General features: G+C 65.7%; 11 protein-coding genes. All 11 read left to right on the top strand.

The window, feature by feature from the left end:
- The first annotated feature begins 93 nt into the window (after positions 1–93).
- Positions 94–1,731: a long-chain-fatty-acid--CoA ligase gene (locus tag Q1W40_RS05075; RefSeq protein ID WP_300709551.1), complete on the top strand. Its 1,638-nt coding sequence runs from the start codon at positions 94–96 to the stop codon at positions 1,729–1,731.
- Positions 1,728–2,912: a CaiB/BaiF CoA-transferase family protein gene (locus Q1W40_RS05070; RefSeq protein ID WP_300709549.1), complete on the top strand. Its 1,185-nt coding sequence runs from the start codon at positions 1,728–1,730 to the stop codon at positions 2,910–2,912. The genes Q1W40_RS05075 and Q1W40_RS05070 overlap by 4 nt, the downstream gene beginning before the upstream one ends.
- 29 nt (positions 2,913–2,941) lie before the next feature.
- A complete protein-coding gene (locus Q1W40_RS05065) occupies positions 2,942–4,000 on the top strand; it encodes an AraC family transcriptional regulator (RefSeq protein ID WP_300709547.1) in 1,059 nt (352 codons plus the stop codon).
- Positions 4,001–4,180: 180 nt separating this feature from the next.
- Complete coding sequence (locus Q1W40_RS05060) at positions 4,181–5,398, top strand: lipid-transfer protein (RefSeq protein WP_300709648.1); 1,218 nt, start codon at positions 4,181–4,183, stop codon at positions 5,396–5,398.
- A gap of 2 nt (positions 5,399–5,400) precedes the next feature.
- Positions 5,401–5,844 (top strand): MaoC family dehydratase N-terminal domain-containing protein, encoded by a 444-nt coding sequence (locus tag Q1W40_RS05055; RefSeq protein ID WP_300709545.1) that lies wholly within the window; start codon positions 5,401–5,403, stop codon positions 5,842–5,844.
- 10 nt (positions 5,845–5,854) lie between these two features.
- A complete protein-coding gene (locus Q1W40_RS05050) occupies positions 5,855–6,274 on the top strand; it encodes a MaoC family dehydratase (protein WP_300709543.1) in 420 nt (139 codons plus the stop codon).
- 24 nt (positions 6,275–6,298) lie between these two features.
- Positions 6,299–7,126, top strand: a complete 828-nt coding sequence (locus Q1W40_RS05045; RefSeq protein ID WP_300709541.1) for an SDR family NAD(P)-dependent oxidoreductase — start codon at positions 6,299–6,301, stop codon at positions 7,124–7,126.
- Between the two features lie 7 nt (positions 7,127–7,133).
- Positions 7,134–8,285, top strand: a complete 1,152-nt coding sequence (locus tag Q1W40_RS05040) for an acyl-CoA dehydrogenase family protein (RefSeq protein WP_300709539.1) — start codon at positions 7,134–7,136, stop codon at positions 8,283–8,285.
- A 5-nt stretch (positions 8,286–8,290) separates the two neighbouring features.
- Entirely contained in the window at positions 8,291–9,997 is a 1,707-nt protein-coding gene (locus tag Q1W40_RS05035; RefSeq protein WP_300709537.1) for a long-chain-fatty-acid--CoA ligase, read from the top strand.
- Complete coding sequence (locus Q1W40_RS05030; RefSeq protein WP_300709535.1) at positions 9,994–10,785, top strand: SDR family oxidoreductase; 792 nt, start codon at positions 9,994–9,996, stop codon at positions 10,783–10,785. Before Q1W40_RS05035 ends, Q1W40_RS05030 begins: the two co-directional genes overlap by 4 nt.
- Complete coding sequence (locus tag Q1W40_RS05025; protein ID WP_300709533.1) at positions 10,782–11,600, top strand: enoyl-CoA hydratase/isomerase family protein; 819 nt, start codon at positions 10,782–10,784, stop codon at positions 11,598–11,600. The genes Q1W40_RS05030 and Q1W40_RS05025 overlap by 4 nt, the downstream gene beginning before the upstream one ends.
- Positions 11,601–11,918 lie beyond the last annotated feature (318 nt).

Here is an 11,918-nt window from a genome sequence, read left to right as displayed (position 1 = left end):
GATGCTTGAAACCCCCGATTATCAGGGAGAGTGCGGACGCCATGCGGGCAGAGGCGCAAGTCCTTTGCCCACGCCGGGTGTCACTTTTTGCCAATGCCTTTGACCCTTGAAGCGATTGCCGCCAGCCCGGCGCCGCTGTGCAATCAGGCCATCGCGATGGCCCGCACACTGGGCCGCGCTCATGGAGACAAAAGCATGTACCTCACCGCTGGCCTGCACCGTTCGATGCAAAGGCATCCCGACAAGATCGCCACCGTCACCGGCACGCGCCGCCAGACCTACCGGCAGCTGGTGGACCGGGTGGCCCGCACCGCTGTGGCATTGCGCGCGCTGGGCCTGCAGCCGGGCGAGCGCCTGTCCGTTTTGGCCCTCAACAGCGACCGCATGGTGGAGCTGCTGCTGGCCGGGGCCTGGGCGGGGCTGGTGATCAACCCGGTCAACACCCGCTGGACACCGTCCGAAGTGGCCTACGCCCTGAACGACTGCGGCGCCAGCGCGCTGGCGGTCGACGACGGCCTGATGGCCACCGCGCAGGCCATGACCGCGCCCTTGCCCGCCCTGCGCCATCGGCTCTACATCGGCGAAGCGCAAGCTCCGGCAGGCTACCTGCCGCTGGAAGCCCAACTGGCCGAGGCGTCCCCAATGGAAGACGTGCGCAGCGCCCCCGACACGCTGGCGGCCATCGTCTACACCGGCGGTACCACCGGTTTCCCCAAGGGCGTCATGCTCTCGCACGGCAATCTCTGGGCCTCGCTGATCGGACGCATGGCCGAGGTGTCCAACCCACCGCACTACGTGACTTTGCTGACCTCGCCCATGTTCCATGTGGCGGGGCTCGGCCGCATGCTGGGCCAGACCATCGTGGGTGGCACCTGCGTCACGGTGCCGACCTTCCAGCCGCAGCAGGTGGTCGAGATCATGGCCCGCGAAGGCGTGAACGACCTGGTCATCGTGCCCAGCATGCTGCAAATGCTGCTCGACACCCCCGGCTTTGACCCGCAGGGCCTGCCCCGGCTCGAACGCATCCTTTGGGGCGCGGCGCCGATCACGCTGCCCTTGCTGCGCCGGGCGTTGAAGGCCTTCCCCGAGGTGGGTTTCATCCATGTGTACGGCATGACCGAAACCTCGGCGGCTGTGTCGGCATTGCCGATCTTGCGCGACGCGGCTTTCCTGGACAGCGAGCGCATCCGCTCGGCCGGGCAGGCCGGGGTGTCGGCCGAGATCCGCATCGCCGACGAGCAAGGCCTCGAAGTGCCACCCGGCACACCCGGCGAAATCCTGGTGCGCGGCCCGGCCGTGATGCAAGGCTACTGGGGCCGCGAAGAAGACACCCGCAAAGCCTTGGCGGGCGGCTGGCTGCATACGGGTGACGGCGGCGTCATGGACGCGCACGGCTACCTGTACGTCATCGACCGCATCAAGGACATGGTCATCACCGGCGGCGAAAACGTCTACCCGGCCGAAGTCGAGAGCACCCTCACCAGCCACCCGGCGGTGTCGATGTGCGCCGTGATCGGCCTGCCCCACGAGAAATGGGGGGAGGCCGTGCACGCCATCGTCGTGCTCAAGCCCGGCGCGCACGCCAGCGCCGAAGAACTCTCGGCGCACTGCCACGCGCTGATCAGCGGCTACAAGTGCCCCAAGACCTACGAGTTCCGCGACAAGCTGCCGCTCACGGCCGCAGGCAAGGTGCAAAAGACCGAACTGCGCAAAACCGCAGCACGCGCATGAGCAGCACCGCTATCCATCAGCCCAACCGCCCGCCGCTGCAAGGCGTGCGCGTGCTTGACCTCACCCGCCTGCTGCCCGGCCCCATGTGCACGCTGCACCTGGCCGACCTGGGCGCCGACGTCATCAAGATCGAAGACCTCGGCGCGGGCGATTACGCCTCGCCCCCGGTGCGCGAAATGCTCAACCGCAACAAGCGCGGCATGCGCCTGGACCTCAAGCAGCCCGAAGGCGTGCAGCTTTTGCTCAAGCTGTGCGAGACCGCCGACGTGCTGGTCGAAGGTTTTCGCCCCGGCGTCATGGCCCGCCTGGGTGCGGGCTACGACGCGGTGCGCAGCCGCAACCCGCGCCTGGTGTATTGCAGCATCAGCGGCTACGGTCAAACCGGGCCGCTCAGCCAAAAGGCCGGTCACGACCTGAACTACTGCGGCTATGCCGGGGTGGCCGACCAAGTGGGCACGCCTTCGGGCGAGCTGGCCCTGTCCAACTTGCCCATGGGCGACTTGCTGGGTGGCACCATGCCAGCCGTCATGGGCATACTGGCGGCGCTGTTTGACGCGCAGCGCACAGGCCAAGGCCGCCATGTTGACGTGGCCATTGCCGACGGCGTGTTGGCCCACGCGGTGATCCCGCTGGCCGGGCTGCACAGCCGGGGCCGCGTGCCCGCGCCCGGCGGCGACAAACTCACCGGGGCGCTGCCCTGCTACGGCCTGTACCCCACGCAAGATGGCCGCTACCTGGCCGTGGGCGCATTCGAGCACAAGTTTTGGGACACTTTTTGCACGCTGCTGGGCCGCCCCGACCTGGCCGAGCACCACATCCCCAAAACCCGTGAGCTGAACGACTGGGTGCGCAGCGAAGTGGCCCAAGCGGTGCAAGCCCACCCTCTGGCCCACTGGGCGCAGGTGCTCCATGGTGCCGACTGCTGCGTGACCCCCGTGCTCAAGCTCGACGAGGCGCAACAGCTGCCCCACTTTCAGGACCGGGGCATGTGGGTGCAGGTGCAGACCGCGCAGGGCGAGACCATGACACAAACGGCCATGCCGGTGCAGATGAGCGGCTACACCTTCGCGGTGCACAGCCCCGCGCCCGTGCAAGGCCAGCACACCCGCGAGGTGCTGGCCCAAGCTGGCCTCGACGCTGCCGCCATTGATGTTTTATGCCAACGTAAAGTCGTAGCATAGAGGCCTGCGTGCCTTATGCCGACTGCCCCATGACCCGCTTCCTCAACGCCACATCCACCAAGCACAGCATCCAGCACACCATCGCCGTCTACCAGGTGGTGCAGATGTTGCTCGCGGTTGAGGGCGACGACGCCCGCACTGCGGTGCTGCGCCGTGCAGGCATCTCGCCTGCGTTGCTGGAGTCGCCTCTGGCGCGGGTCACCCAAACCCAATTTGCCCGCCTCATGACCGCGCTGGTGCGGCACCACCGCGACGAGTTCTGGGGCCTCGGTTCGGCCCCTTTGCCGCTGGGCTCGTTTGCCGTGTGCTGCCGCATGCTGGTGGGCCACCGCAAGCTGGGCGACGCGCTGCGCGCCGGGCTGCGTTACTACCACGCGCTGCTGGTCGACTTTGTGCCCCGCTTGCAGGTCAGTGGTGGCGTGGCCTACCTGCGCATGGGCTCGCGCCACCCACTCACGGCCCGGCAGGCCTATGCCGTGCGGGTGTTCATGTTCCTCAGCTACGGCGTCATGTGCTGGCTGGCGGCGCGGCGCATCCCGGTGGACGAAGTCGTTTACCAAGACAGCGACGTGGCCCGCCGCAGCGATGCCTCCAAGCTCTTTCAAGCGCCCATCCACCTGATGGATGGCGAATGGGGTTACCGCTTTGACGCCAAGTGGCTCGACCTGCCCGTGGTGCAAAGCCACGAAAGCGTCGAGACTTTTTTGCGCGAAGCCCCGGCCTGCCTGCTGGTCAAGTACCGCGACCAAGCCAGCCTGACCGAGCGCATCCGCCGCCTGCTGCGGCGCTACCTGGCCGAAGAAATGCCCTCGCTCGAAGAAGTCAGTGACATGCTGGCCACCACCCCGCAAACCCTGCGCCGCCGGCTGCAGCGCGAAGGCCAGGGCTACCAGATGATCAAAGACGCCCTGCGCCGCGACGTGGCCGTCGAGTTCCTCACCCAGTCCGACCTGCCCCTGCTCGAAGTGGCCGCTCGTGTGGGCTTTTCAGAAGCCAGCACCTTCCACCGCGCCTTCAAAGGCTGGACCGGCCTGACCCCCGGTGCCTACCGGCAGGCGCACAACGAGCCTGAAGACATCGACGCGTAGGTGAGGTGGGGCAGCCTCGACATGGGCCCATGCCGGAGCCAGCCATGTCGGCCTGAAGGTACCGACCTACAGAATCCTGTAGCCGGGGTGACACATTCGGCTGCGGTGTCATTTCCTGCCAATCATCTTGACCTGATTGGCGATTGGTAAAGGCTCCTTGCCGTTCGATACTTTGTCCGTATCGAACCCTTTCAAGGAGCAGGCATGGCGGTTACCAAGCGCGCAGTTCACGTCGTTGGCGTGGGCATGATCCCCTTCACCAAACCCGGGGCCAGCGAGTCCTACAACGTCATGGGCGCCAAAGCCGCCAAGCTGGCGCTGGATGACGCGGGCGTGCCTTACGACGCCGTCCAGCAAGCCTATGTGGGCTATGTCTATGGCGATTCCACCGCCGGGCAGGCCGCCATTTACGGCGTGGGCCTGACGGGCATCCCGGTCTTCAACCTCAATAACAACTGCTCTACCGGCTCCAGTGCCCTGTACCTGGCGCGTCAGGCGGTCGAGAGCGGCATGGTCGAATGTGCCATTGCCTTGGGCTTTGAGCAGATGCAGCCCGGCGCGCTCAAAGGTGCCTGGGACGACCGCCCATCGCCCATGACCCGTTTTGCCGAGGTCATGACCGCGCACCAGGGCTACGAGCCCGCCGCGCCGCGTGCCGCCCAGTTCTTTGGCGGCGCAGGCATGGACTACATGAAGCAGTACGGCATCCGCCCCGACACCTTTGGCCGCATCTCGGTCAAGGCGCGCCAGCACGCGGCCCGCAACCCGCTGGCCGTGTTCCGCCAGACGCTCACGCTCGAAGAGGTCATGGCCTCGCCCACCGTGTTTGGTCCGCTGACGCGCTACCAGTGCTGCCCGCCCACCTGTGGCGCAGCGGCGGCCATTGTTTGCTCGGCCGACTTTGCCAAAAAGCACAAGCTCGACATGCGCGTGGTGATCGCTGCGCAGGCCATGACCACCGACACGCCCAGCACTTTCGAGAGCGATGACATGCGCCGCGTGGTCGGCTACGACATGACGGCCAACGCCGCCAAGCAGGTGTACGAAGCCGCAGGCATCGGACCGGAGGACCTCGACGTGGTCGAGCTGCACGACTGCTTCACGGCCAACGAACTCATCACCTACGAAGGCCTGGGCCTCACGCCCGAAGGCACCGCCGAAAAGTTCATCGTGGACGGCGACAACACCTACGGCGGCCGCATCGTCACCAACCCCTCGGGCGGCTTGCTGTCCAAGGGCCACCCGCTGGGCGCCACGGGGCTGGCGCAGTGTTACGAGCTGGTGTCGCAGCTGCGCGGCACGGCCGACCAGCGTCAGGTCGAAGGCGCGCGATTGGCCTTGCAGCACAACCTGGGCTTGGGCGGTGCTTGCGTGGTGACGCTGTACCAAAAGGTGTGACCATGATCGACCGCCAATACATCGGCCACACGATGCCGCCCTTCGAGGTGTTGGTCGAAAAAGGCCGTCTGCGCTTTTTCGCCAAGGCCACGGGCCAGACCGACCCGGTTTACGCTGACGAAGCCGCCGCCCGCGCCGCAGGCCACCCGGCCTTGCCCGTGCCGCCCACCTTCTTGTTTTGCCTGGAGATGGAGTCGCCCGATCCGGCCGCGATCCGCAACCTGCTGGGCATGGACTACCGCAAGCTGCTGCATGGCGAGCAGGGCTTCACCTTCCACCGCATGGCCTACGCGGGCGATGTGCTGCGCTTTGAGCAGCGCATCGAAGACATCTACGACAAAAAGGGCGGCGCACTCGAATTCGTCGTCCGCAAAACCCGCGTCAGCAACCAGCGTGGCGAGCATGTGGCCGATCTGCGTGCCGTGACCGTTTTGCGCCACGGATAAGGAAACTCCCATGACCCTCTCATCCTTTGATGCCCTGCAAGTGGGCGACGCCATTCCCGTGCTGGAGTTGCCACCCGTCTCGCGCCTCACGCTGGCGCTGTACTGCGGCGCTTCGGGCGACCACAACCCGATCCACGTCGACACCGACTTCGCGCACAGCGCAGGCATGCCCGACGTGATCGCCCACGGCATGTTGTCCATGGGCTGGCTGGCGCGCCTGCTCACCAACTGGGTGCCGCAAACCGCCATTCGCGACTACAGCGTGCGCTTTGCCGCCATGACCCAGGTGCACGAAAAGATCACCTGCACTGGCCAGGTGACCGAGAAATTCGAAGTCGACGGCGAGCGCCGCGTGCGCCTGTCACTGACCACGGCCAACGCCGAAGGCCAGGTCAAGCTCGCGGGCGATGCCGTGGTGGCCCTCGCCTGAACAACATTTTCAAAAAGGATTTTCATGACCCGCAAACTCGAAGGCCAAGTGGCCCTGGTCTCAGGCTCCGGTCGCGGCATTGGCCGTGAAATCGCGCTCAAGCTCGCCAGCGAAGGCGCACGCGTTGTCATCAACGACCTCGACCAAGCCCCGGCCGAGCAGACCGTGGCCGACATCGTCGCCAGCGGTGGCCAGGCCGTGGCCTGCATCGGCAGCGTGACCGAGGCCGACTTTGGCGAGCGTTTCGTCAAGACCGCGCTCGACGCCTTTGGCGGCATCGACATCATCGTCAACAACGCCGGTTACACCTGGGACAACGTGCTGCAAAAGATGAGCGACGAGCAGTGGGAAGCCATGCTGGCCGTGCACCTGACCGCGCCGTTTCGCATCTTGCGCGCAGCGTCGGGCTTCATCCGCGACGCGGCCAAGCGCGAAGCCGACGCAGGCACGGTCAAGCACCGCAAGGTGGTCAACATCTCGTCCACCTCGGGCGTGTACGGCAATGCAGGCCAGGCCAACTACGCGGCGGCCAAGGCCGGTATCAACGGTTTGACCAAAGCCATGGCCAAAGAGTGGGGCCGCTACAAGGTCAACGTCAACAGCGTGGCCTTTGGCCTGATCATGACGCGCCTGACGCAACCCCTGACGGCAGGTGACGCCAGCGTGGAGATTCAGGGCCGCACCATCGCCGTCGGCGTGCAGCCTGACCGCCTCAAGGCCGCCGAGTCCACCATTCCGCTCGGCCGGGGCGGCACGCCCGAAGAAGCCGCAGGCGCGGTCTACATGTTCTGCATCCCCGAATCCAACTACGTCAGCGGCCAGGTGCTGGTTTGCGGCGGCGGCCGTCCCTGAGGTGCGTATGGACAGCATCCTCACCTTCCCCCGCAGCGTTTTTCGTGAAGACCACGAAATGCTGCGCGCTACCGTGCGACGTTTTCTGGAGCGCGAATGCAAACCCCGTCAGGCCCAGTGGGACAAAGACGGCAAGGTCGACCGCGAGACTTGGCTCAAGGCCGGGCGCGAAGGGCTGCTCTGCGCCACCATGGACCCCGAGTGGGGCGGTGGTGGCGGCGACTTCGGCCATGCGGCGGTGATCGTCGAAGAGATCGGCCGCTCTGGCGTGGGTGGCCTGGGCTTTGGACTGCACTCGGATGTGGTGGCGCCCTACATCGAGCGTCTGGGCACGCCAGAACAAAAGCAGCGTTGGCTGCCCCAATGCGCCACCGGCGAAGTGATCCTCGCCATTGCCATGAGCGAGCCCGGCGCGGGCAGTGACCTCAAGGCCATCCGCACCACGGCCCGCCGTGAGGGCGACGAGTACGTCATCAATGGCGCCAAAACCTTCATCTCCAACGGCCTGAACTGCGACCTGGTCGTGGTGGTGGCCAAGACCGAACCCGAGCTGGGCGCCAAGGGCGTGTCGCTCATCTTGGTCGAGGCCGACCGCGCCGGTTTTCGCAAAGGCCGCAAGCTCGAAAAAATGGGCCAGGAAGCGGCCGACACCGCCGAGCTGTTTTTTGAAGACGTGCGCGTGCCGGTCAGCAACATCCTGGGCGAAGAGAACAAGGGCTTTGCCTACCTGATGCAAGAGCTGGCGCAAGAGCGCTTTGTGATCGCGCTGGGCGCAGCCGCCAAGATGGAAGCGATGTTTGACGAGACCGTGCGCTACACCAAGGAGCGCGTGGTCTTTGGCAAGCCGCTGTTTGATTTTCAGAACACCCGCTTCAAGCTGGCCGAGATCAAGGTCCGCACCACCGCCGTGCGCATGATGGTGGACCAGTACCTCGCCGAGCACCTGCGCCGCAAGCTCACCGTGCAGGAAGGCGCCATGGCCAAGCTGTTCGCGACCGAAGAGCTGGGCAAGGCGCTGGATGAATTGCTGCAGCTCTACGGTGGCTACGGTTACATGATGGAGTACCCCATCACCCGCGCTTTTGTCGACTCGCGCGTGACCCGCATCTACGGCGGCACCAGCGAGGTCATGAAAGAGCTGATCTCGCGCAGCCTGTGACCCGCATGCCCACTCCAGCCAAGCTGCATCACGCCCACTGGCCCAAGGGCGTGCCGCATGACCTGCGTGTGCCGCAGGTCACGCTCAACCACTTTGTGCAGACGGCCGCGCTGCGCTACCCCGACAAGCCCGCCCTGATCTACGCCGACCGGGTGCTGACTTACCGCCAGCTGAATGCACAGATCGAGTCGGTGGCCGCGTACCTGCAGCAGCGCCTGGGCGTGGTGCGTGGTGACCGCGTGCTGCTCATGAGCCAGAACTGCCCGCAGTTCGTCATCGCTTTTTATGCGGTCATGCGCGTGGGCGCAGCCGTTGTGCCGGTCAACCCCATGAGCACCTTGCCCGAGGTCAGCTACTACGCCGACAACAGCGGCGCCAAGGTGGCCGTGGTGGCGCAGGACTTGTTGCCCCAGGTGCAGCCCCTGATCGGGCAGGTGGGCGGCACCCTCACGGCTGCGCTGGTGCATGCCTACAGCGAGGGCGTGCCAGACAGCGGCCTCGCGGCCTTGCCCGAGGCCATGCGCTTTGCCGCCCGTGCGCTGGACGAGGCCCATGTGCACGCCTTCGCCGATGCCGCGGCTTTTGCCGAGCCCGTGCGCGACGTGGGCTGCACGCCCGATGACTTGGCCGTGCTGCCCTACACCTCGGGCACCACCGGTCACCCCAAAGGCTGCTGCCACACCCACACCTCGGTGCTGGCCTCCAACATCGCCTCGCAGGTGTGGCGCGGCTTGCATGCCGATGCGGTGTTCCTGTGCGTGGCGCCGCTGTTTCACATGCTGGGCATGCAAAACGGCATGAACATGCCGCTCACGCTGGGCGGCACCATGGTGATGATGCCGCGCTGGGACGCGGCACGCGCCGTGGCCCTGGTCGAGCGTTACCGTGTCACCGTCTGGACCGCTCCCCCGGCCATGGTGATCGACTTCTTTGCCCAGCCCACGGCGCACACCAGCGACCTGTCGAGCCTGGCGCTGTTGTCGGGTGGTGGTGCGGCCATGCCCGAGGCCGTGTCCAAAATGCTGTTCGAAAAATTCGGCTTGTCCTACAACGAAGCCTATGGCCTGTCAGAGACGGCGGCGTTTTTGCACGCCAACCCCCCGGCACGCGGCAAGCGCCAATGCCTGGGCATGCCCACGCAGGGCGTGCACTCGCGCATCATCGACCCCGAAAGCCTGCAAGAGCTGCCGCAGGGCGAGGTGGGCGAGCTGGTCACACGCGGCGCGCAAGTCATGCGCGGCTATTGGCGCAACCCGCAAGCCGACCAGGACGCGTTCATCACCCTCGATGGTGAGCGCTATTTCAGAACCGGCGACTTGGCGCTGGTCGACGAAGACGGTTACTTCTTCATGCGCGACCGCCTCAAGCGCATGGTCAACGTCTCGGGCTTCAAGGTCTGGCCTGCCGAAGTGGAAAACACCATGTACGAACACCCGGCGGTGCATGAGGCCTGCGTGATTGCTGTGCCCGACAACAAGCGCGGCGAAAACGTGATGGCCTTGCTGGTGCTCAAGCCCGAATTCAAAGGGCAAGTCACAGAGCAAGACGTCATCGACTGGAGCCGCGAACGCATGGCCGTCTACAAAACCCCGCGCATCGTGCGTTTCATGGACAGCCTGCCCAAGTCGGGCACCGGCAAGATCCTTTGGCGCCAGTTGCAAGAACAAGAGCATGCGCGTGTGAACGCAGCGCTCGAACAGGAGACCTCATGAGCATCCCCTTGAGTTTCAAAGGCCAGTCGGTGTTTGTGGCCGGTGGCAGCAGCGGCATCAACCTGGGCATCGCCACCGCGTTTGCGCAGGCCGGGGCCAAGGTGGCGATCGCCAGCCGCAATGCCGAGCGCGTGGCCCAGGCGGTTGAACAGTTGCGACAGCACGGCACGCAGATCGAAGGCTACAGCGCCGACGTGCGCGACGCCGCAGGCATTGCCGCTGCGCTGCAGCAGGCGCGTGACGCCATTGGCCCGTTTGAAGTGCTGGTGTCGGGCGCGGCGGGCAACTTTCTGGCACCCGCTTTGGGCATGTCGGCCAACGGTTTCAAGACCGTGGTGGACATTGACCTCAACGGCACTTTCCATGTGCTGCGTGCGGGCTTCGAGCACCTGCGCCGCCCCGGGGCCTGCGTCATCAACATCTCGGCGCCGCAAGCCTTCAACCCCACCAAGTTCCAGGCCCATGTGTGCGCCGCCAAGGCGGGCGTGGACATGCTCACGCGGGTGTTGGCCATGGAGTGGGGCCCCGAAGGCGTGCGCGTGAACTCCATCGTGCCCGGCCCGATCGGCGACACCGAAGGCATCCGCCGCCTGGCACCCACGCCCGAAGCGCTGCAGCGCATGACACAGTCCGTGCCTTTGCAGCGCATGGGCCGAGTGGAAGAAATCGCCGACATGGCGCTGTTTTTGGCGTCGTCGCATGCGTCGTTTGTCACAGGCGCCATCTTGCCGGTGGACGGCGGCAGTTCCCTGGCCGGTGGCCGCGATTACACAGGAAGCCTTTCATGATCATCCCTTCCAAAAGCGCAGCTTCTTTGCTGCAGTTCGATGTGACCGACCAGGTCGCCACCATCACCTTCGACAGCCCGAGCAAACGCAACGCCCTCGAGCCCGCCATGCGCGACGAGCTGGCGGCGGCCTTGCACCACATCCAGCAAGACAAGTCCATCCGCGCCGTGGTCCTCACCGGGGCGGGCGGGCATTTTTGCTCGGGCGGTGACCTCAAGAACATCGCCGCGGCCAATCTGGACAACGGCGGCTGGCTCGGCCGCATGCAGACCCTGCACGAGTGGGTGCAGCTGCTGCTGACGCTCGACCGCCCGGTGATCGCCGCGGTCGATGGCGCAGCGGCTGGTGCGGGCTTCAGCTTGGCCTTGTCGGCCGACTTCGTGCTGGCCACGCCGCGCGCCTGGTTCAACATGTCCTTCCTCAAGGTCGGTTTGGTGCCCGACGTGGGCGCGCTCTACACACTGCCCCGCGTGGTGGGCGTGCAGCGCGCCAAAGAAATCATGCTCTCGGCCCGCGACATCGACGCGCAAGAGGCTTTGCGTCTGGGCATCGTCATGGAGCTGCACGAACCCGACCAGCTGTTGGCACGGGCCCAAGCCATGGCCCGCAGTTTTGTGGGCGCGTCGCCTGCCGCCGTGGCCTTGATCAAGCGCAGCCTGAACAACGCCTTGGGCGGTGGTCTGCAAGACATGCTGAGCTCGGAAGCGCAAGCTCAGGCCCTGGCCGCAGGCACCGCCGAGCACCGCGAAGCCGTGGGGCGGTTCCTCAACAAACAGGCCCCGTTGTTTGCCTGGCCCGCACAGAACAAAGCTTGACAGGCCAGTCGTGCCCCAGGTTTGTCAACCCGCTTGTGTCCAGGCTTGTCATCCCGAACATGTCACTTCCCCGTCATCCCGAACATGTCATTTCCTCGTCATCACGGACTTGATCCGGGATCCATGGTGTGCAGGGGAGATGGACCCCGGGTCTTCGCCCGGGGTGACAAGGTGAGTGGTTTTACACGGGGTGACAAGGTGAGGGTGTTTGCCCAGGGTCGCGGGGGACGCGTCATCACTGACCTGTCACTTCCCCGTCATCCCGGACTTGATCCGGGATCCATGGTGTGCAGGGGAGATGGACCCCGGGTCTTCGCC

It is taken from the genome of Limnohabitans sp. (assembly GCF_030158565.1).
Classification (GTDB): Bacteria; Pseudomonadota; Gammaproteobacteria; order Burkholderiales; family Burkholderiaceae_C; genus Limnohabitans_A.
Note: the sequence above shows the minus strand (reverse complement) of the source record. Positions and strands in the feature narration are given on the sequence as shown.